This window comes from Streptomyces sp. NPDC041124 (assembly GCF_055592385.1).
Genome location: NZ_JBVIYR010000004.1, coordinates 216,009 through 235,982, shown reverse-complemented (window position 1 = coordinate 235,982; position 19,974 = coordinate 216,009). Strand labels below are relative to the sequence as shown.

Genomic DNA, 19,974 nt, shown 5'->3' with positions numbered 1-19,974 from the left:
GACAATCGACGGCGTGACGTCGTCCTTCGAGTTCCACACGTACCCCGCGCGGCTGTCCGACGCGGAGCGCGACAAGGCGCTGAGCGTGCTGCGGGACGGGGTCGCCATGGGGCGCCTGTCCCACGACACGTTCGTCCGGCGCATGGAACTCGCCCTGGTCGCACGCCGTTCCGAGGAGCTCGCCGCGCTCACCGCGGACCTGCCGAAGGAAAACCGCTTCGCACGCGTGGTGTTCGGCTCCGTGGAGGCGGTGTCCGGGTTCACCGTGCGGCTGCGCCGCGCCTGGCAGGCCGAGAAGCTGCCCAAGCTGCTGCTGCCGCACCCGGCGTCCGGACATCCGCTGCGCATAGGGCGCGATCCCGCCAGCGGACTGCGGATCAGCCACGAGACGGTCTCCCGCGTCCACGCCGAACTCCGGCACCAGGGGGGCCTGTGGGTGCTGCGCGACCTCGGCTCGACCAACGGCACCACGGTGAACGGGCGTCGGGTGGTCGGCGCGGCCGTCGTCCGCGAGGGCGACCAGATCGGCTTCGGCCGCATCACCTACCGGCTCGCGGTGAACTGACCGGTCGGGCCCGGGACGTGCCAGGCCCTTCCGCCCGGGACGTCCCGGGGTCCGCCGCCGGCGCCGGCCGTACGGAAGGAGCCGGCGCCCTCCCGTTCGGGTGAGCGGGGTGGGGTTCGGGGGCCGCCGTGCCGATGCATCGGGCATGACGCACACCTCACTGAGAACGGTACGGGCCGGACTGGTCGTCGCCCTGGTCCTGCTCGCCTGTGCGGCGCCCGCACGGGCCGCCGGTACGGAGCACCCCTCCGCGCCCGTCCCCGACAGCCGGCTGCTGCTGACGGTCGGCCACGGGGAGAAGCCGTCCGCGGCGGGCGGCGGCACGGTGCTGAGCTGCGACCCGCCGCGGGGGCACCGGCGGGCCGCGGACGCCTGCGCGGAGCTGGACGCGGCGGACGGACGCATCGAGAACATCCCGGCGAGGGAGGTGTACTGCCCCATGGTCTACGCGCCGGTGACGGCTCGGGCGAGCGGGACGTGGCGGGGGCAGCGGGTCGACTACACCGAAACCTTCCCGAACTCCTGCACCCTGACCGCCCGGACCGGCGCCGTCTTCGCCCTGGACACCCCCTGACCCCACTGCAGCCCCGGGCCCCCGCCGCTTCCGCCGGCAGTCGTGCCGCGGGGGCGGCACGGGCGGAGTGGACGCGGTGGCGGGGGCTACGGGGCCTGTTCGCGCGTGTGGTGGGCCGCTGCCACCACCGTGCGGGACTGGTGCTCGACCTGGTGCTCCACCGGCACCCACCGCGCCCGGAACCGGGTGGCGAACGCGTCGCTCCAGTGCGCCACCAACCGCTCCAGCCGACCCGCCGCCCCCGCGTCCGTCCCGCTCAGCGCCCGCCGCAGCATCGCCGCCGCCCTGAGCGGCACCCGGCGCGCGAACGCGTCCACGCTCCCCACGTACGCCCGTGTCCCGTCCGCGGGCGGTGTGCGGACCAGGTCGTCGGCCAGCCCCGGCACCAGCTCCAGGCCCCACACGGCCGCCCGCAGCAGCGGACCGCCGGCATCCCCGAGCGCCGCCCCCGCGTCCGTCCCGCCCAGCGCCCGCCGCACCTCGCCCGCGTCCGCCAGCAGCCGCTCCGCGAGCCGGTGGATCGCCGCGTCCGGTGCCGGATGCGGAGCGGGGTCGTCCACCAGGTCGCTCGCCCACATCGGCACCTCGATCACCGCGGTCATGCCGCCGTGCCGGTGGGCGTGGTACCAGGTGCTGTGCCGGGCGTCGTCGGTCAGGCTCGGGTAGGCCCGCCCGGCCTCCGCCGCCGGCATCACATGGACCCCGGGACCGGACGCCGGCCAGCCCGCCGCGTCCGACGCACCCGTCTCCACCGGAATGTGCAGCTGCGCGGCGGATTTGGCGAACGGCTCGGCCAGACCGGGCACGTCCCTCGTCAACTGCACCCAGCTGCCGCCGAGATCGGTGCCGTGCAGGGACACCTGCAGATAGGGCCGCAGCTCGTCGATCACCCCGGTCAGGGCCAGGGTCTCCGGCGGCAGCCGGTCGGGAGGCAGCACCGACGGTGCCCACTCCGGCTGCTCCGGCCCGGCGGGACGGAAGAAGCCCAGGTGGTAGTCGTACAGACTGCGCGGGGCGGGGGTCACATGGAGGCTCGCCCCGTCGGGGTCCGCGCAGAGCAGGAAGTGCCACGACACCCCGTCGCGCAGCTCCCGCTCCCGGACGGCCCGCCGCGCCAGCGCGAGCAGCGTCCCCCCGGCGGCCGGTTCGTTGGCGTGTGCGCCGGCCACCACGAGCACGGCCCGCGACGCGCGGCCCACGGACAGCAGGTGCAGGGGCCGCCCCGCGCGGGAGACCCCCACCTGCCGCAGCGCACACAGCCCCGGCCACTCAACGGCCAGCGCCCGGGCGGCGAGAACCAGTTCGGCCACCGTCGGATAGCGTGACTCCCGCAGCGGACCCACCCCCCGTCACCACCTGAATCCGCACCGCATGCGCAGTACCCCACGGCCGGAGAACCGTGTCAAGGGCGCGACGGGGGAGCCCTGCGGGGGCGCCCGGTGGCGCGCCGGAAGCCCGGCCCCGCGCGCGGTCCCCCGGGCCCGGTCAGTCGGTCGGGGCCGGGTTCAGCCGTACCGCCATCAGGGCCACGTCGTCGCGGCCGTCCGCCGGCAGGCGTTCCAGCAGCTGGGTGCAGGCCTCCTCGGGATCGCTGGTGATCCGGCCGACCACGGAGGCGAGGGTCCGCAGGGAGTCCTGGAGATGGACGTGACGGCGCTCGATGAGGCCGTCCGTGACCAGGAGGAGCAACGAGCCCGGCATCACGGTGACCCGGTGTGCGGGCGGGTGCGGCAGACCGAGACCGAGCAGGGGTCCGTGCTCGTCGATGTAGAAGGTCGAGCCGTCCGGATTGCGCACCAGCGGGGGCAGGTGTCCCGCGTTCGCGATGCGGAGGGTGTCACCGGCCTCGATCAGGACGATGCACAGCGTCACCGTGGCGCCGGGTTCGACGGACGTCAGCAGGTGGTCGAGCCGTTCCAGGATCACCTCGGGCGGGTGTCCCTCCACCGCGTAGGCCCGCAGGGCGTGCCTGATCTGGCCCATCACCATGGCGGCGTCCAGGGAGTGGCCGGCCACGTCGCCCACCGCCACGACCAGGCCCTCCGGCGTGTCGACGGCCTCGTAGAAGTCACCGCCGATCTCGGTGTGCTGGCCGGCCGGCAGATAGCGCACGGCCAGGTCCGCGTACGCGGTGTCCGGAAGGCTCTCGGGCAGGAAGCTGCGCTGCAGGGTGAGCGCGAGGGCGTGCTCCTCGCTGTAGCTGCGCAGTGCCTCCAGCGCCAGCGCGCCCGCCTGGAGGAGCTGGTCGAGCAGCTGCTCGTCGTCGGGCGTGGTGACCGCGTCCGCCGGGATGACCACGGCGATGGGCGGGCGAGGGGACTTGGCGCGGCCGAGCGCGGTGCGCCGGTGCTCCGGGTCCTTCAGATGCGGCGGAAGACAGGGCGGTTCGAACGCGGCGGGCTGACCCGGACGGGTCCGGGCGGGGTCCTCACCGTGCGGCCAGGCGGGGACGGCGTGCACCACCGGTGTCCCGGACGGCGCGGGGGCGTCCGGGTCGTGCCAGGTGTGGGCCACCAGCACACCGCCCTCCGGAGCCGTGAGGAAGGCCGCCGCCTCGCAGCGCAAGAGGGTCGCCGCCCCCTCGGCCACGACCCCGGCCAGCTCCCGGGCGTCCGCGGCGCTGTACAGCGCCAGCGTGGTGCGGTTGAGCAGGCTCAGGCGGTCCGCGAGGAGCTCCGCGCGGCGGCGGGCGCGGGCGTAGCGCAGGTTGGCGAGGACCGTCGCGAGCAGTTCGTCGGGGGCGATGGGCTCGACCAGATAGGCGTCGGCCCCGCGGTAGAGGCCCTGCGCCCGGTCGTCGACGGTGATGGCGGAGGCGGAGATGTTGATCACCGGTACGGCGGCCGTGGCGGGGTTGCCCTTGATGCGCTCGCAGACCTCGAAGCCGGTCATGTCGGGCAGCCGTACGTCGACGACGGCGAGCTCGGGCAGGGGGCCCGGCGCGTCGAGCAGTTCGAGCGCGCGGGTGCCGTCCTCGGCCTCGGTGACCTCGTGCCCGGCCCGGCGCAGGGTGGTGGCGAGGACGTAGCGGTTGGTGGGAGTGTCGTCCACCACCAGGATGTGCGCCGGACGGTTGTCCGTGTCGAGGGGAAGGGTCATGGGTGTTCCTTGGCCGTGGACGGCTTCGACTGATCGGCGGCCGATGTCCCCGTGGGCGGGACGGTGCCGAGCTCCTGCAGGGTGTCCGCGAGAACGGAAGCGGTCAGGCGTGACTTGTTCAGCACCGTACGGACGCCGGCCAGACGCGTGAGGTCGACGGCGTCGGTTTCCAGCGCCGTCAGGACGATCACGGGCACGCCGGCCGTGGACGGGGTGCCGGCCAGCAGTCGCCGGACCTCGTAACCGTCCGGGCCGGGCATGGTGAGGTCCAGGAACACCGCGTCGGGCCGTACGCGCGCGACGGCCGCCACGGCCTCGGCGCTGTCCGTGACCGTGGTGACCGTCTCGGCCAGGTCCTTCGCCATGGCCCGGAACGCGGTCACGAAGGCGTGGTCGTCGTCGACGACCACGAGGGAGCGCACCGGGCCGCGGCCGCTCGCGGCCTGCGCCTCGGCAGCGGCGGGCCGCGCGGGCCGCGCCGGGATCCCGATGGTCACCCGGGTGCCGCGGTCCACCTCGCTGTCCAGCGTCAGGGTGCCGCCCAGGAGTTCCGTCAGTTTGCGGGCGTAGGGCAGTCCGAGGCCGGTACCGGGCCTCCCGCGCTGGTGCGGCCCGCGCACCTGGTAGAACTCCTCGAACACGCGCTCGATGTCGGGTGCGGGGATGCCGACGCCGGTGTCCTCGACCCGGAAGACGACGCGGGCGTCGTCCCCGCGGCCCGTCCCGGTGACGTCGAGCACCACCGAGCCGTCGTCGGTGAACTTCAACGCGTTCGACAGCACGTTCCGCAGGACGCGGGCCAGCATGACCTCGTCGGTGACGAGCGTCCCGGCCGGCACCTCGTCCGGGATGCGCAGGTCGACGCCGGGCTGCGCGGTGCTGCGCAGCATGCCGCGCAGCTGGTGCAGCAGCGAGCGCAGGTCCACCTCGGCGAGGTGCGGCTCCAGGCGGCCGGACTCGGCCTTGGCGACGTCGAGGAGCTCGTCGACGAGGGCCAGCAGGGTGCTGCCGGACGCGTGCACCATGGCCACCTGCTGGCGCTGTTCGGCGGAGAGCGGATCCGCCGCCGTGTCCAGGAGCAGCTGGGCGAGGGCGATGACGGAGTTCACGGGTGACCGCAGCTCGTGGCTGACGTTGGCCCAGAAACGGGTCTTGTACTCGTCGGCCAGTTCCAGCCGGCGGGTCTTGTCCTCCAGCTCCGCGTAGAGGGCGACGACCCCGCTGTTGGTCTCCTCCAGCTCACTGGCCAGCTCGGAGTAGAGCGCGAGGACACCGGCGTTGGTCTCCTCCAGTTCGGCGTTGAGCCGTTGCAGCTCCTCCTGCTGCCGCTCGGACTCCTCCAGCGCTGCCAGCAGGTGACGGTTCTGGGTCCGCAGGGCCCCGATGAGGTCGGCCGCCGTGTCGGCGCCGGTCAGCGCGTCGCGCACCTCGTCGGCCAGCTCGGCGGCGGACGCCGCCGGGGCGGCCAGGCGCTGGGCGAGGACGAGCCGGTGCGGTCCGTCCCCGTCGGAGAGCAGCAGCCGGCTGTCGTCCAGCAGGCGGGAGGCCGCGGTCAGCAGGGTCGGAGGCGGCCGGTGCGCCTCCCGCCAGGTGAAGTGCACCGCCAGGCGGAGCCCGTCCCCTTCCTCCAGGCAGAGGTGCGCGGTCAGGTCCGAGGCGCCCTTCAGGTGCTCCCCGGCCTCGCTCACCACGGTCGTCAGCCTGACGAGCGGAGTGCCGGTCAGGCCCGCCGCGCGGCAGGCCGACTGGGTGCACCGGCGCAGCGTGATCACGTCACCCTCCTGCGGGAGCAGCACGGTGGCCAGTTCGTGGACGGACGCCCCGGCGGTCATCGCTGCCCGTGGGTGGCGACCACGACGCCCGCGTCGTCCCTGCGGATCGCGGCCTGGTTGAGGATCTGCGCGGCGGTCACGACCGGATCCTGGGCGAACAGCCCCGGGAAGTCCGTGGGCCGCCACCGGTCGCTGAGTCCGTCGGTGTGCATGACCAGACAGGCTCCGGGCGCGAACGCCGCCTCGAAGGTGCGCGGCCTGCCCATGTGCGCCCCCACGATGCCGGGCGTGGACGGCAGGCCGTGCCGGGCGTCCGCCGTGGCCACCACCGCGGTGACGTTGCCGCTCCCGCTGAGCCGGACGCGCCGGGCGGCGACGTCGATCAGGGCGACGGCGACGGCGGCGCCGCGCGTGCCGCGCAGCCGGAGGTGCACCTCCTGGAGCACGTCGGCCGGGCTCGTCCGGGTGCTCTCGCGGAAGGCGGCGGCGGCGCGTTCGGCCGCCCTGGCCGCCAGGGGGCCGTGTCCCAGTCCGTCGCACATCATCAGCAGCAGGGCGTCGGGGCCGTGGGCGCCTGCCGTCCGCACGGCCCAGGTGTCGCCGCACATCTGTTCGCCGCTGATCGGGCGGGTCAGACCGCCGGCCTCCACCGGACCCGCCGCCGGTGCCCGCCCGTCGTCCCAGAAACGCGCCAGCACGATCGTGCCCCGGCCGCTGAGGGAGTGGACGCCGTGGACGTCGGCGAGCCGGCCGATGGCGCCCATGCCGATGCCCAGGCTGCCCGCGGTGGACGTGCCGTCCAGCAGGGCCCGGTCCAGGTCGTGGATGCCGGGCCCGTTGTCCAGGGACAGGCACTCCACGGCGGCACGGCCGGCCGTGCGCACCACCCGCAGGGCCAGCGAGCCGTCATGGGCGTGCTTGAGGAGATTGGTGGCCATCTCCGTCACGCACAGCTCGATCCGTGCCACCCGCTCCTCCGAGAAGCAGAGGCGGCGGGCGAGCTGCGCGGCCTGGCGGCGGGCGGCGGCGGCCAGCGCCACGTCCGCGCGCAGCCAGTGCACGTCACCGGCCTCGATCACGAGGCTGTCGTTCACTTGGCCCACTTCACGATGCGCACGGTGGTGCCGGACGGCCCGGACTCGATGTCGAACTCGTCCACGAGCCGCTTGGCGCCGCTGAGGCCGAGTCCCATGCCGTTGCCCGAGGTCCAGCCGTCGGTCAGCGCCAGCTCGAGGTCCGCGATGCCCGGGCCCTTGTCCCGGAACTCCACGTAGACACCCTGCCGGCCGGCGTCGACCACCGATGCCGCGCGGACGGTTCCGCCGCCGCCGTACACCAGCATGTTCCGCCCGAGTTCGCTGGCGGCCGTGACGAGCTTGGTCTGGTGCACCAGGGACAGGCCGCCCCGCTGCGCGAGGATGCGGACCATCTGCCGCATGCTGACCACGTCACCGCTGGTGGAGACCGGGACCGTCTCGAGCGAGGCGTTCTCGGCCGCGTAGTCCTTCATGCGCGGCCTGCGGCGATGCGCCGCAGCAGCTTGAGCCCGCGCTCCAGGTTGAGCGCCGTGCGCACGCCGCTCATCGACAGCCCGAGCTCGACGAGGGTCATCGCGACCGCGGGCCGCATGCCCACGACGATCGTCTCGGCGCCGAGGATGCGGGAGACGGCCGCGTTGTGGGCCAGCATCCGTCCGACGAAGGAGTCGACGATCTCGAGCGCGGAGATGTCGATCACGACGCCCTTGGCACCGGTCGCGACGATGCGGTTGGACAGGTCTTCCTGCAGATCGAGCACCATCTGGTCGTCCAGGTCGGTCTGGATGGAGACCAGGAGGACCTCACCGATCTTGAGGACGGGGACGCGGTCGGTCACAGGAGACCCCGCACGTCGTCCTCGGCGTCCAGCGCCACTTCCTTCAGCGCCTGGCGCAGCGCGTCCGACAGTGAGGCGTTGGTGGGGATGTCGCCGAACTCGATGCCGAGCGCCACGATGGTCTGGGCGATCTGCGGCCGGATGCCCGAGATGGTGCACCGGGCGCCCATCATGCGCGCGGCGACCACCGTCTTCAGCAGGTGCTGCGCGACCTGGGTGTCGACCGTCGGGACGCCGGTGATGTCGATGATGGCGTGGGTGGAGTCGGTGTCGACCAGGGTCTGCAGCAGCTTCTCCATGACGACCTGGGTGCGGGCGCTGTCGAGGGTGCCCACCAGGGGGACGCCCACGACGCTGTCCCACAGCTTGACCACGGGCGTCGACAGCTCGAGGAGCTGCTCGGCCTGGGAGGAGATGATCTCCTCGCGGGTGCGCAGATACGCTTCGCTGGTCAGCAGGCCGAGGCTGTCGAGCAGGCGGGCGAACTGGAGGTAGGCGCCTGCGCTGTCCGCGTCGCCGGTGAGGGAGGGTTCCAGGACCTCCTTCAGGGCGAATACGCTGCGCACGGTCTCGGTGGGTGTGAAGCCCTGCCGGGCGCGGTTGCGGGACAGTTCGATCAGCAGGCTGCGCGTCTCGGCGAAGTGTTCGCCGTGGCTGTCCAGGGAGCCGGCGGTCACGGCATCGAGGACGGCGTCGTACAGCTCGCCCAGCTCGCGTCCGAGCTCGGCGGCGCTCAGCCTGCCGCGCAGGTCCTCGCCGACGGTCCGGGTCCACCGGGCGAGGAACTCCTCGCGCTGCCCGGTCAGGGTGTCGACCAGCAGGCGTATGTTGCTCTCTGTATTCACGTCTTCCCCATCAAACACTCATTCGATGTGCCGTGAACGACGATACGGCACCCCGCCGCGGCCCTGCCGTGGCGGCACGGGGCGAGGGTTCGGCAGCCGCCGTCCACGGCGCGGGGTCAGTCCGGGAGCCGCTCCAGGAGGGCCACCGGGAGGCGCTCGAAGAGCTCGTCCGCGCGTACGTGACCGCTGAACCGGCGGCCCGGCTCCAGCGCGTCGGCCCACCGTCCCGGGGGCAGCGGCAGTCGGGTGTCGCGCCATCCGCCCTCCCGGGCCAGGCGGAGCGACAGCCGCGTCACCGCCGTCAGCACCTCCCCGGAGCGCGCGAAGGCAACGCAGTGCGCCGCGGCGGGGCCCTCGGCGGACAGCGGCTCGTACGACGCCGTGTCGCCGAAGACGTCCGGCCGCCGGGCCCGCAGCCGCAGCGCCGCCCGCGTCACCGTCTCCTTGTCGCTCCCGTCGCCGGCGAACCGCACGGTGCGCCGGTTGTCCGGGTCGACCAGGGCCCGGTATTCGCGCTCCGTGCCCTGGTAGACGTCCGGCACCCCGGGCATCGTCAGCTGCACCAGGGCGGCGCCCAGCACGTTCGCCCCGATGTGCGGCGCCAGCGACGTGCGCAGCGCCGCCACCCGCTCGCCGGGCGCCCCGCACGGTCCCGCCGCCACGAACCGGGCCACCGCCTCCTCGTACGCCGGCTCCTGCTCCGTCCAGGCGGTGTGCAGGCCCGCCTCGCGCACGTGCTTCAGCAGTGCCTCCCGCACCCGCTCCTCCCGCGCGGGACCCAGCCCGAACACCGTCTGCCAGGCGGCCCACACCAGCTGGGCGTCCGGCACCCCCTCACCGCCGCGCGTCACCTCGGCGAGGACGTCCGCCCAGCGCTCCGGGCACTCGGTGAGCACGTGCAGCGCCGCGCGCACGTCGGCGCTGCGCTTGGCGTCGTGCGTCGACAGGACCGTCCCGGTGGCCGGCCAGTCACGCTGCACGCGCGCGCAGTACGCGTGGAACCGCTCGGGGGACACCGCCGGGTCGCCGGGGTCCTGGCCCACCTCCGTCGCCGACAGCAGCGGCACGTAGCGGTAGAACGCGGTGTCCTCGACGGACTTGGCCCGCAGCGCCGATGCGGTCTGCGCGAACCGCGTACGGAACTCCACGTACGCCGGGCCGTCCCCGTACCGCCCGAGGACCAGGTCCCGTACGACGTCCACGGCCCCGGCCTCCTCGGGGACGGCGAAGGCGAGCCGGGCCTCGGCGGCGGCCTCCTCGGTGACCACCGCGGACGCGTCGGCGGACTCGTAGGGGCGGTAGACCTCCATCCGCACCAGCAGTTCCGTCAGGGCGGTGCGCAGCGCCCACGGCGCGCGGTCGCGCAGCCCGGTCTCCGCGGCCCTCGCGCACAGCCGGCCCGCCACCCGGGTCAGCCGGTCCGTCTCGGTCGCCAGCTCGTGCGTCAGCACCTTGTACGCGGCCCGCCGCACGGTGGCGTCCCAGTCGCCGCCCCGGTCGGTCTGCGGGGCCGCGAACCGCCGGTACTGGCCGAGCAGCTCGCCGAAGCCGGCCGGGTCGGCGAAGAGCCCGTCCACGTGCCGCAGGGCGTCGTAGCCGGTGGTGCCCGCGACCGGCCAGGAGGCCGGCAGCGGCTCGCCGTCGGCGAGGATCTTCTCCACCACGGTCCACCGGCCGCCGGTGGCCTCGTGCAGCCGCCGCAGATAGCCGTCGGGGTCGGCGAGCCCGTCGGGGTGGTCGACGCGCAGCCCGTCGACCACCCCCTCCCGGAGCAGCTCGAGGATCTTGGCGTGGGTCGCCTCGAAGACCTCCGGATCCTCCACCCGCACCCCGATCAGCTCGGAGATGCTGAAGAACCGCCGGTAGTTCAGTTCGGTGCGGGCCAGGCGCCACCACACGGGCCGGTACCACTGCGCGTCGAGCAACTGCGGCAGCGGCAGTCCCGCGGTGCCCTCCCGCAGCGGGAAGGCGTGGTCGTGGTAGCGCAGCACGTCGCCGTCCGCCTTCAGGTCGCCCGCGACCGTGCCCAGGGGCCCGCCGAGCACCGGCAGCAGCACCTGCCCGCCCTGGGCCTCCCAGTCGATGTCGAACCACCGCGCGTAGGGCGAGGAGGGGCCGTCGCGCAGCACCTCCCACAGGGCGCGGTTGTGGCGGGGGGACATCGCCATGTGGTTCGGGACGATGTCCAGGACCAGCCCGAGCCCGTGTTCCCGCGCGGTGCGGGCCAGCTCCCGCAGCCCTTCCTCACCGCCGAGTTCCTCGCGCACGCGCGTGGGGTCCACCACGTCGTAGCCGTGCCCCGAGCCGGGCACGGCCTCCAGGACGGGCGACAGATGCAGGTGGGAGACGCCGAGCGAGGCCACGTACGGCACCGCGTCCGCCGCCGCTCGGAACGGGAAGCCGGGCTGCAGCTGCAGCCGGTACGTGGCCGTGGGCACCGCCGGGTCAGGTCGCCTTGGGGTCATGGGAACCTACGTACCCGCGTGGCCGCCTTTCGTGTCATCGCCCGCGCCACCGGGTCACCCGTCGCCCGGACGGGTGAACCCGGACGGCGCCGCAGCGGCCGCTACGCCGGACGTCGCAGCACCGTCATGCTGCGGTCGGTGAGGGTCAGGGGGGTGCCGGCCGACACCTTCCGGCCGGTCCCGGGCGGCACGCCGTCCGCGCGTGCGGTGTCGACGACCACCTCCCACTGCTTGCCGTGGTCGACGGGCACCACGAAGTCCAGCGGCTTGGGGGAGGCGTTGAACATCAGCAGGAAGGAGTCGTCGGTGATCCGCTCGCCCCTCTGCCCCGGCTCGGAGATCGCGTTTCCGTTGAGGAACACCGTCAGCGCCGACGCCCGCGCGGAGTCCCAGTCCCGCTGGGTCATCTCCGCGCCCTCGGGAGTGAACCAGGCGATGTCGGAGAGGTCGTCGTGGGTGCCCTCCACGGGCCGCCCGTGGAAGAAGCGGCGCCGCCGGAAGACCGGGTGGTCCTTGCGCAGCCACACCATCGCCCGGGTGAACTCCAGCAGCCGCCGGCGCGGGTCCTCCTCGCCGTCCTCGCCCTTGCCGGGACCGGGCCAGTCGAGCCAGGCCAGTTCGTTGTCCTGGCAGTAGGCGTTGTTGTTGCCGCGCTGGGTGCGGGCCATCTCGTCGCCGTGGCTGAGCATCGGCACGCCCTGGGAGAGCATCAGCGTGGCGATGAAGTTGCGCATCTGCCGGTCCCGCAGGCGCAGTACGTCCGGGTCGTCGGTCTCGCCCTCGGCCCCGCAGTTCCAGGACCGGTTGTGGCTCTCCCCGTCCCGGTTGTCCTCGCCGTTGGCGTCGTTGCGCTTGTCGTTGTACGACACCAGGTCGTGCAGGGTGAAGCCGTCGTGGCAGGTCACGAAGTTGATCGAGGCCAGCGGGCGCCGCCCGTCGTCCTGGTACAGGTCGGAGGAGCCGGTCAGCCGGGAGGCGAACTCCGCGAGCGTGCGCGGCTCGCCCCGCCACAGGTCCCGCACGGTGTCGCGGTACTTGCCGTTCCACTCGGTCCACAGCGGCGGGAAGTTGCCGACCTGGTAGCCGCCCTCGCCCACGTCCCACGGTTCGGCGATCAGCTTCACCTGGGAGACCACCGGGTCCTGCTGCACCAGGTCGAAGAACGACGACAGCCGGTCCACCTCGTGGAACTGCCGGGCCAGGGTCGCCGCGAGGTCGAAGCGGAACCCGTCGACGTGCATCTCGGTGACCCAGTACCGCAGCGAGTCCATGATCATCTGCAGGACGTGCGGGGACCGCATGAGCAGGCTGTTCCCGGTGCCCGTGGTGTCCATGTAGTAGCGGCGGTCGTCGGTCAGCCGGTAGTACGACGGATTGTCGATGCCCTTGAAGGACAGGGTGGGGCCCAGGTGGTTGCCCTCGGCGGTGTGGTTGTAGACCACGTCGAGGATCACCTCGATGCCCGCCTCGTGCAGCGCCTTCACCGCCGACTTGAACTCCAGCACCTGCTGACCCCGGTCGCCCCAGGACGCGTAGGCGTTGTGCGGGGCGAAGAAGCCGATGGTGTTGTAACCCCAGTAGTTGTTCAGGCCCATGTCCACCAGGCGGTGGTCGTTGACGAACTGGTGCACCGGCATCAGTTCGAGCGCCGTCACCCCCAGTTCGGTCAGGTGCTCGATCAGCGCGGGGTGCGCGAGGCCCGCGTAGGTGCCGCGCAGTTCCTCCGGCAGCCCCGGGTGGCGCATCGTCAGCCCCTTGACGTGCGCCTCGTAGATCACCGTGTGGTGGTACTCCGTACGGGGGAGCCGGTCGTCACCCCAGTCGAAGTACGGGTTGACCACGACGGAGGTCATCGTGTGCGGCGCCGAGTCGAGGTCGTTGCGCCGGTCGGGGTCGTCGAAGTGGTAGCCGTACACCTCCTCTCCCCACCGCACCGACCCGCTGATCGCGCGCGCGTACGGGTCGAGCAGCAGCTTCGCGGAATTGCACCGCAGCCCCCGCTCGGGCGCGTACGGCCCGTGCACACGGAACCCGTACCGCTGCCCGGGCATGATCCCGGGCACGTACGCGTGCCGCACGAACGCGTCGCTCTCGCGCAGTTCGATCGCGGTCTCAGAGCCGTCGTCGTGCAGCAGACACAGCTCTACTCGGTCCGCGGCCTCCGTGAAGACCGCGAAGTTCGTTCCGGCGCCGTCGTACGTGGCACCGAGCGGATACGCCTCGCCAGGCCAGACCTGCATGGATACGACTCTTTCAGGTGTACGGCGCCGGTGGGGCGCCTTGGCTCCGAGTGTTCCCGTGTCTCCCCGAAAGGCGGGAACAACCTTCTACCCACGCCCGGCCGCCGACGACCCGCGCACCCGCCGCACTCGCTATGAATCCGCTCACTCCCGGGCGACGGTCGGCGGGAACGGTCGCACGGATACGGGAAGTTGGGAAACGACCCTGTCCATCGGGCTGCACCGTGCGCCACTGGCGGAGTACTCTCCTTGATCGTCGGGACGGGGAGTGCTCGGGGGAGCGGAAGGCGGTGCGCGGGTGGGGTCGGGAGGGCTGGAACTGCCCCCTGGTGGCGAGGGTCACGAGGGGAGCGGCTCCACGGACGTCCCGCCCGGTGCGGTGTCCCTGGCACGGCCGATGGACGCGGGTTCGATCGGGCCGGAGCTGGACTGGGACGCGGACGCCTGGCGCGAGGTGCGCACCCGCGCGCAGCGGGCCGGCCGCGCCTACATCTGGCTGAACCTGGTGGAACAGCGGCTGCGCTCGGTCGTGGCCGCCGTGCTGCGCCCCGTCTACGAGCCGGTGCACGGCGACGACTGGGTGGTGGCCGCGGCCGGGCCCGCCGGACAGGAGTGGGTGCAGCGCGCGGTCGCCGTGCGCGAGGTCAGCCGCCGCAAGGGCTACCTGCTCGACCCGGCCGACGACAACGTGCTGTCCTTCCTCACCCTGCCGCAGCTGCGCGAGCTGATGGTCCAGCACTGGCCCTGCTTCGAGCCGTACTTCGACGACCGCAGGGACGTCGAACTCGCCCTGGACGAGCTGGAGGTCACCCGCAACGTGGTCTCCCGCAACCGAGCGCTGTCCGAGGCGGTGCTGAGCCAGGCCGAGCGGGCCTCCGCTCGGCTGCTGGAGATGCTCGGTGCGGGCGGCGACGTGCCGTCGGCGCGCCGGCTGCCGGTCGACGCGGTGGAGGACCTGGTCGGCGACCGGTACGCCGACGTCGTCGCCGTCCACCCCGACCGGGTGCGGCTGCTGCGCCGGTTCCCGGCCGAGGACATCTTCGGCGGGGCCCGCCGCCTGGACGCCCTCGGGATCGGGCTCAACCTGCTGGTGCAGAACTTCTCCGGACGCCGTCTGGTCCGGCTCGCCGAGTCCGGCTGCCGGGTGCGCCTGCTGTTCCTGAACCCCGCCTCCAGCGCGGTCAAGCGCCGGGAGCGCGAACTGGGCATCAAGCGCGGGGAGCTCGGCCGCGCCGTCGAGATGAACATCCTCCACATGCGGCGCGTCCGGTCCCGGCTGCGCGACCCGGGCGCCTTCGAGATCCAGGTCTACGACGAGACGCCCCGCTGCACCGCCTACCTGGTGGACGGGGACGGCTCGGACGGCATCGCGGTCGTGCAGAACCACCTGCGGCGCGCCCGGGGGATGGAGGCGCCCGTGCTGGTCCTGCGCAACGGGACCAAGGTGGTCAAGCCGGGCGAGGCCGAGGAGGGCGCCCTGTTCCCCACCTACCGCGAGGAGTTCGAGCTGATGTGGGCGGATTCGCGGCCCGTGTCGTGAACTGCCCGCACCCGGGCCGGATGCGGGGGGGGGCCGTCGCGGCCGGTAAGCGGAATGCGGTCCTCTGATTGTCAGTGGCGCGTGGCAGGGTGGAGATCACTGGGGGAACGCACCACACAGAAGGGGGGCAGCCATGGGCTGGCACCGGGAGCCGCTGATCGGCTTCGACCTGGAGACGACGGGTACCGACCCGCACGAGGCACGCATCGTCACGGGCGCCGTGATCGAGGTCAGGGCGGGGGAGCCGATGGGCCGCCGCGAATGGCTGGCCGACCCGGGCGTGCCGATCCCGGAGGACGCGGTGGCGGTGCACGGCATCAGCACCGAGCGGGCGGCCGCCGAGGGCCGCCCGGCCGACCAGGTCGCCGACGCCATCGCCGGCGTGCTCACCGACTACTGGAGGACGGGCGTCCCGGTCGTCGCCTACAACGCCGCCTTCGACCTCACCCTGCTCTCCGCCGAGCTGCGGCGCCACCGGCTGCCGTCCCTGCGGGACCGGCTCGGCGGGGCGGATCCCGCGCCGGTCATCGACCCGTACACCATCGACCGCTCCGTCGACCGCTACCGGCGCGGCAAGCGGAACCTCGAAGCGGTCTGCACGGAGTACGGAGTCGTCCTCGACGCGGCGCACGACGCGACCGCCGACGCCCTCGCCGCGGCCCGGCTGGCCTGCGCGATAGCCGTCCGCCACCCCAAGGTCGCGGCCCTCGGCCCGGCGGAACTGCACCGCCGGCAGATCGAGTGGTACGCGGCGTGGGCGGCGGACTTCCAGGCGTTCCTGCGCCGCAAGGGCGACGCGAGCGCGGTGATCGACGGCACCTGGCCGCTGCGGGAGCCGGCCGGGGAGCGGGTCTGAGCCGTCCGGTGGGGCCTCAGAAGGGGTACCAGCGGACCGTCTCGTCGCCGTCCCGCAGGGACGCCACCCGGCGTACGAACTCGGCCAGGGCCTGGGGATTGCCCGGCGCGTGCTGGGCGACCCAGGCGCAGCTGGCGGTCTCCCGCGCGCCCCGCAGCACCGAGCAGCCCTCCCAGGCGCGCACGTCCCAGCCGTAGGTCCCGGTGAAGGAGGCGTACGCCTCGTCCGCAAGCCCGTAGCGGTCGTGGGAGAGCGCCATCACCACCAGGTCGTGCTCGCGCAGATCCGACGAGAAGGTCTCCAGGTCGACCAGCACCGGCCCGTCCGGCCCGACGTGCACGTTGCGGGGCAGCGCGTCGCCGTGGATCGGCCCCGGTGGCAGCTCGGGCGTCAGTGCCGCCGCGGCCGCGGCGAAGCCGTCGCGCCGCTCGCGCAGATACGCCGCGTCCGCCGGATCGACCGTGTCGCCCGCCAGGCGCAGCCAGCGTTCCACCCCGCCCAGCAGCTCGCGGGGCGGCAGTGCGAAGGGCGGGGCGGGCAGCGCGTGGACCAGCCGCAGCAGTTCGGCCAGATCCTTCGGCTCCGTGGGCCGCACCGCTTCCGGCAGCCGGTGCCACACGGTCACCGGGTGACCCTCGACCAGCAGAGCCTCGGGCTCGGCCGCCCGCACCGCGGGCACCCCCTCCGCCGCCAGCCACTCCGCGATGTCCAGTTGCCGGCGGGCCCGCTCCAGCAGCTCCGGGTCGCGGCCCACCTTGACGACCAGACCGGCGGCGGCGAACACCGCGTTCTCGCCGAGGGCGAGGAGCCGCGCGTCGCCCGCCCCGCCGGGCAGCACTCCGGCCGCCGCGAGGACCTCCCGCGCCCGTGCCTCGTCCATTCGTCCCCTCCATGTCCGTCCGCGTGCGACCGCCGGGATCCGGCCATCCGTCGGTCAGTCTCGCATTCCCACAGGTGGGCGGCGTGCGCGGTGCCTTGACGAGGCGGACCGCCTTCACGACCATGACCGGGCCCACCCCCGCGCCGTGCAAAGGGGCTGATCGCTTGACATCGGTGACCGAGGCGAGGAGATCCACGCCCCGCGCACCCGACCCGGGTCGCCCACGGGGCCGCGCCGTCGACCACGGCCCGTGGTTCCTGGTGCTGCCCGCGCTGATCCCGGTCCTCGTGCTCAGCGTCGGTCCGCTGCTCTACGGCATCCTGCTGGCCTTCACCGACGCCCAGTCCGGCCGCACCGAGCCCACCCGGTGGATCGGCACGCTCAACTTCCGGGACCTGGTGCAGGACACGCTGTTCTGGGAGTCGTTCCGCATCGGCCTGGTCTGGGCGGTGGGGGTGACGGTCCCGCAGTTCCTGCTGGCCCTCGGCCTCGCCCTGCTGCTCAACCAGGACCTGGGACTGCGCTGGCTCGCCCGCGCCCTCGCGATCGTCCCGTGGGCGATGCCCGAGGTCGTCGTCGGCATCATGTGGCGGATCGTCTACAACCCGGACGCCGGCCTCCTCAACGAGACGCTGCGCGACATCGGCCTGGGCGACGGCCGGGACTGGCTCAGCGGGCTCGCCACCGCCCTGCCCGCGGTGATCGTCGTCGGTGTGTGGGCCGGAATGCCCCAGACCACGGTCGCGCTCCTCGCCGGGCTCCAGAACACCCCGCGCGAGCTGCACGAAGCGGCCGCCGTGGACGGCGCCGGCGCCTGGCGCCGTTTCCGTACGGTCACCTGGCCCGCCATCCGGCCCGTCGCCCTCGCGATCACCGCGCTCAACCTGATCTGGAACTTCAACTCCTTCGCCCTGGTCTACGTGCTGACCAACGGCGGCCCCGGCGGACGCACCCGGCTGCCCATGCTCTTCGCCTACGAAGAAGCCTTCCGCTACGGCCAGTTCGGCTACGCGGCGGCGATGGGCTGCGTCATGGTCGCCGCGGTCTCGATCGCACTGGCCGTCTTCCTCGCCGGCCGGCTCAGGGGAGGTGACAGGGCATGAGGACCTCCGCCGCCGCCCGCGCCGGCCAGTACGCCGCGCTGCTCGCCTACCTCGCCTTCCTGGCCTTCCCGTTGCTCTGGCTGGTCTCCACCGCGTTCAAGCCCCCGGCCGAGCTGGCCGCCCTGCACCCGACCTGGATCCCCCGGGACCCCACCCTCGCCAACTTCCGGCAGGCCTTCGACGAACAGCCACTGCTGCGGGCCGCCCTCAACTCCCTGCTCGCTGCCGTCTCGGCCGCCGTCGTCGCCGTCGTCGTCGCCACCCTGACGGCCTACGTGATGGCCCGGCACCGCACCGCGCTCGCCCGGGCCGCCACGGGCTGGGTGGTGGTCAGCCAGGCGTTCCCGTTCGTCCTGCTGATCATCCCGCTGTTCCTGGTGCTGAAGAACCTGCACCTGATCGACTCGCTCCCCGGCCTGGTGCTGGTCTACGTCGTCTGGGCGCTGCCCTTCGCCCTGTGGATGCTCACCGGCTACGTCCGCGCCGTACCGGCCGAGCTGGAGGAGGCGGCGGCCGTCGACGGGGCCGGCCGGCTGCGGATCCTGCTGTCGGTGACCGGGCCGCTCCTCGCACCGGGGATCGTGGCGACCGCGCTGTTCGCCTTCGTCACCGCGTGGAACGAGTTCTTCTTCGCCCTCGTCCTGCTCAAGTCCCCTCAGAGGCAGACCCTTCCGGTGGTCCTCACCCACTTCATCGGTGCCGAGGGAGTCGCCGACCTCGGCCCGCTGGCGGCCGCCGTGTTCCTCGCGACGCTGCCCTCCCTGGTCGTCTTCGCGATCATCCAGCGGCGGATCACGGGCGGCATGCTCGCCGGGGCGGTGAAGAGCTGATGCGGACGAGGTTCCTGGTGGCGGCCCTCGCCGTCGTCCTGCTCCTGGCGGGCTGCTCCTTCGGCGGCACCCGCGACGACGGCCGGATCGTCCTGCGCTTCCAGTCCCTGGCCTGGCAGGACGAGTCGGTCGAGGTGACCAGGGAACTGGTCCGGGAGTGGAACGCCGGCCACCCGGACGTCCGCGTGGAGTACATCCAGGGAAGCTGGGACAGCGTCCACGACCAGCTGCTCACCTCCTTCGAGGGCGGCGAGGCCCCCGACATCGTCCACGACGCCTCCGACGACCTCGCCGACTTCGCCTACGGCGGCTACCTGGCCGATCTGACCGACCTGCTGCCCGAGCGGCTGAAGTCCGACATCCCGGAGAGCAGTTGGGAGACCGTCACCTTCGACGGCGGCGTCTACGGCGTGCCCTTCCTCCAGGAACCGCGCGTGCTCGTCGCCGACGCGAACCGGCTGAAGGAGTCGGGAGTCCGCGTACCGACCCCGGAACACCCCTGGACGTGGGAGGAGTTCCGGCAGGTGACGAAGCGGCTCAGCGGCGGGGGGAGGTACGGGGTGGCCTGGCCGCTCAAGGAGCCCGTGTCCGCCACGCTCAACCTGTCCCTCTCCGCCGGCGGGAAGCTCTTCCACCGGGGCCCCGACGGCAAGGTGACCGTGCGGTTCGAGGAGGGCGACGAGGTCGTCCCGCGCACCGTCCACGCACAGGTGAACACCGACCGCAGCGCCTCGCCCACCACGCTCGGCAGCGGCGGCTCCGACACCCTGCCCGGCCTCTTCGCCGGGACGTACGCGATGGTGCCGCTCGGCTTCTCCTACCGTCAGCAGATCGCCCAGCAGGCCCCCGAGGGCTTCGACTGGCAGGTGCTGCCCGCCCCGGCCGGAGCGGACGGACTCACCCAGGGCGTCAGTCCGCAGACGCTCTCCGTCGCCGAGGACTGCCCGCACAAGAAGGAAGCCGCAGCGTTCCTCGACTTCCTGCTCCAGCCGGAGAACATGGTCCGCCTCGCCCTCGGGGACTGGATGCTGCCCACCGGCCGCCGGGCCCTCGCCGACCCGGCCCTGCACACCGACGAACACGGCTGGGCCACCGGCACCGCGCTGGCCGGCCGTCTGCGCCCGGCCCCCGCACAGACCGTGCGCGGCTACCCCGAGTGGAAGGACAAGGTGGCCACCCCGGCCTTCCAGGAGTACTACAGCGGCGCGATCGGCCTCGACGGACTGCGCGAGCGGCTGGAGGAGGACGGCAACCTGGTGCTCGCCCGCTACCAGCGCTGAGCGCGGCCGTCCGAAAACCCGTTGCCCGCCGTCACGGCGGTCACCTAGCG

17 protein-coding genes are annotated in these 19,974 nt (G+C 73.3%); 7 read left to right on the top strand and 10 right to left on the bottom strand.

Translation table 11 applies throughout. From position 1 onward, the window contains the following. Window positions 1–13: 13 nt before the first annotated feature. Window positions 14–565: an FHA domain-containing protein gene (locus tag ACZ6A9_RS12780; RefSeq protein WP_468983569.1), complete on the top strand. Its 552-nt coding sequence runs from the start codon at window positions 14–16 to the stop codon at window positions 563–565. Window positions 566–710: 145 nt separating this feature from the next. After that, window positions 711–1,139, top strand: coding sequence for an SSI family serine proteinase inhibitor (locus ACZ6A9_RS12775; RefSeq protein ID WP_468983566.1), 429 nt, complete (start codon window positions 711–713; stop codon window positions 1,137–1,139). A gap of 86 nt (window positions 1,140–1,225) precedes the next feature. On the opposite strand, the gene ACZ6A9_RS12770 is transcribed toward ACZ6A9_RS12775, so the two are convergent. The 9 genes from ACZ6A9_RS12770 to glgX all read right to left on the bottom strand — a co-directional run bounded on the left by ACZ6A9_RS12770 (window position 1,226) and on the right by glgX (window position 13,435). After that, on the bottom strand, window positions 1,226–2,449 hold the full coding sequence (locus ACZ6A9_RS12770; protein ID WP_468983563.1) for a M14 family zinc carboxypeptidase: 1,224 nt from the start codon (window positions 2,447–2,449) through the stop codon (window positions 1,226–1,228). A gap of 175 nt (window positions 2,450–2,624) precedes the next feature. Continuing rightward, window positions 2,625–4,238, bottom strand: a complete 1,614-nt coding sequence (locus ACZ6A9_RS12765) for a SpoIIE family protein phosphatase (protein ID WP_468983561.1) — start codon at window positions 4,236–4,238, stop codon at window positions 2,625–2,627. Then, on the bottom strand, window positions 4,235–6,070 hold the full coding sequence (locus tag ACZ6A9_RS12760; protein ID WP_468983559.1) for a hybrid sensor histidine kinase/response regulator: 1,836 nt from the start codon (window positions 6,068–6,070) through the stop codon (window positions 4,235–4,237). The genes ACZ6A9_RS12765 and ACZ6A9_RS12760 overlap by 4 nt, the downstream gene beginning before the upstream one ends. Next, window positions 6,067–7,104: an anti-sigma regulatory factor gene (locus tag ACZ6A9_RS12755; RefSeq protein WP_468983556.1), complete on the bottom strand. Its 1,038-nt coding sequence runs from the start codon at window positions 7,102–7,104 to the stop codon at window positions 6,067–6,069. Before ACZ6A9_RS12755 ends, ACZ6A9_RS12760 begins: the two co-directional genes overlap by 4 nt. Continuing rightward, complete coding sequence (locus ACZ6A9_RS12750; protein WP_468983552.1) at window positions 7,101–7,520, bottom strand: anti-sigma regulatory factor; 420 nt, start codon at window positions 7,518–7,520, stop codon at window positions 7,101–7,103. Before ACZ6A9_RS12750 ends, ACZ6A9_RS12755 begins: the two co-directional genes overlap by 4 nt. Further along, window positions 7,517–7,885 carry an STAS domain-containing protein gene (locus ACZ6A9_RS12745; RefSeq protein WP_190097823.1) on the bottom strand — a complete coding sequence of 123 codons (369 nt, stop codon included), beginning with the start codon at window positions 7,883–7,885 and terminating at the stop codon, window positions 7,517–7,519. The genes ACZ6A9_RS12750 and ACZ6A9_RS12745 overlap by 4 nt, the downstream gene beginning before the upstream one ends. After that, the gene (locus ACZ6A9_RS12740; protein WP_468983548.1) at window positions 7,882–8,730 is read right to left on the bottom strand and encodes an STAS domain-containing protein; all 849 of its coding nucleotides are present in this window, start codon (window positions 8,728–8,730) and stop codon (window positions 7,882–7,884) included. The genes ACZ6A9_RS12745 and ACZ6A9_RS12740 overlap by 4 nt, the downstream gene beginning before the upstream one ends. 116 nt (window positions 8,731–8,846) lie before the next feature. Further along, a complete protein-coding gene (gene treY, locus ACZ6A9_RS12735; RefSeq protein ID WP_468983545.1) occupies window positions 8,847–11,195 on the bottom strand; it encodes a malto-oligosyltrehalose synthase in 2,349 nt (782 codons plus the stop codon). Window positions 11,196–11,296: 101 nt separating this feature from the next. Further along, entirely contained in the window at window positions 11,297–13,435 is a 2,139-nt protein-coding gene (gene glgX, locus ACZ6A9_RS12730; protein WP_468983542.1) for a glycogen debranching protein GlgX, read from the bottom strand. Between the two features lie 298 nt (window positions 13,436–13,733). Between glgX and ACZ6A9_RS12725 the strand changes: the two genes are divergently transcribed. Both ACZ6A9_RS12725 and ACZ6A9_RS12720 read left to right on the top strand, forming a co-directional pair. After that, the gene (locus ACZ6A9_RS12725; RefSeq protein ID WP_468983540.1) at window positions 13,734–14,975 is read left to right on the top strand and encodes an SAV2148 family HEPN domain-containing protein; all 1,242 of its coding nucleotides are present in this window, start codon (window positions 13,734–13,736) and stop codon (window positions 14,973–14,975) included. Between the two features lie 133 nt (window positions 14,976–15,108). After that, entirely contained in the window at window positions 15,109–15,831 is a 723-nt protein-coding gene (locus tag ACZ6A9_RS12720; protein ID WP_468983537.1) for an exonuclease domain-containing protein, read from the top strand. A gap of 16 nt (window positions 15,832–15,847) precedes the next feature. On the opposite strand, the gene ACZ6A9_RS12715 is transcribed toward ACZ6A9_RS12720, so the two are convergent. Then, window positions 15,848–16,711, bottom strand: coding sequence for a phosphotransferase enzyme family protein (locus tag ACZ6A9_RS12715; RefSeq protein WP_468983535.1), 864 nt, complete (start codon window positions 16,709–16,711; stop codon window positions 15,848–15,850). 164 nt (window positions 16,712–16,875) lie between these two features. Between ACZ6A9_RS12715 and ACZ6A9_RS12710 the strand changes: the two genes are divergently transcribed. The 3 genes from ACZ6A9_RS12710 to ACZ6A9_RS12700 are packed head-to-tail and all read left to right on the top strand — an operon-like array spanning window position 16,876 to window position 19,924. Next, complete coding sequence (locus ACZ6A9_RS12710; protein ID WP_468983533.1) at window positions 16,876–17,814, top strand: carbohydrate ABC transporter permease; 939 nt, start codon at window positions 16,876–16,878, stop codon at window positions 17,812–17,814. After that, a complete protein-coding gene (locus ACZ6A9_RS12705; protein WP_468983530.1) occupies window positions 17,811–18,644 on the top strand; it encodes a carbohydrate ABC transporter permease in 834 nt (277 codons plus the stop codon). Before ACZ6A9_RS12710 ends, ACZ6A9_RS12705 begins: the two co-directional genes overlap by 4 nt. Continuing rightward, window positions 18,644–19,924: an ABC transporter substrate-binding protein gene (locus ACZ6A9_RS12700; protein ID WP_468983528.1), complete on the top strand. Its 1,281-nt coding sequence runs from the start codon at window positions 18,644–18,646 to the stop codon at window positions 19,922–19,924. The genes ACZ6A9_RS12705 and ACZ6A9_RS12700 overlap by 1 nt, the downstream gene beginning before the upstream one ends. Window positions 19,925–19,974: the final 50 nt, after the last annotated feature.

What these genes read in the sequence shown, in the direction of transcription:
- ACZ6A9_RS12700 (WP_468983528.1), top strand. Translation starts at nt 18,644, where the DNA reads ATGCGGACGAGGTTCCTGGTGGCGGCCCTCGCCGTCGTCCTGCTCCTG.
- ACZ6A9_RS12765 (WP_468983561.1), bottom strand. Translation starts at nt 4,238, where the DNA reads ATGACCCTTCCCCTCGACACGGACAACCGTCCGGCGCACATCCTGGTG.
- glgX (WP_468983542.1), bottom strand. Translation starts at nt 13,435, where the DNA reads ATGCAGGTCTGGCCTGGCGAGGCGTATCCGCTCGGTGCCACGTACGAC.
- ACZ6A9_RS12705 (WP_468983530.1), top strand. Translation starts at nt 17,811, where the DNA reads ATGAGGACCTCCGCCGCCGCCCGCGCCGGCCAGTACGCCGCGCTGCTC.
- treY (WP_468983545.1), bottom strand. Translation starts at nt 11,195, where the DNA reads ATGACCCCAAGGCGACCTGACCCGGCGGTGCCCACGGCCACGTACCGG.
- ACZ6A9_RS12720 (WP_468983537.1), top strand. Translation starts at nt 15,109, where the DNA reads ATGGGCTGGCACCGGGAGCCGCTGATCGGCTTCGACCTGGAGACGACG.
- ACZ6A9_RS12760 (WP_468983559.1), bottom strand. Translation starts at nt 6,070, where the DNA reads ATGACCGCCGGGGCGTCCGTCCACGAACTGGCCACCGTGCTGCTCCCG.
- ACZ6A9_RS12750 (WP_468983552.1), bottom strand. Translation starts at nt 7,520, where the DNA reads ATGAAGGACTACGCGGCCGAGAACGCCTCGCTCGAGACGGTCCCGGTC.
- ACZ6A9_RS12715 (WP_468983535.1), bottom strand. Translation starts at nt 16,711, where the DNA reads ATGGACGAGGCACGGGCGCGGGAGGTCCTCGCGGCGGCCGGAGTGCTG.
- ACZ6A9_RS12775 (WP_468983566.1), top strand. Translation starts at nt 711, where the DNA reads ATGACGCACACCTCACTGAGAACGGTACGGGCCGGACTGGTCGTCGCC.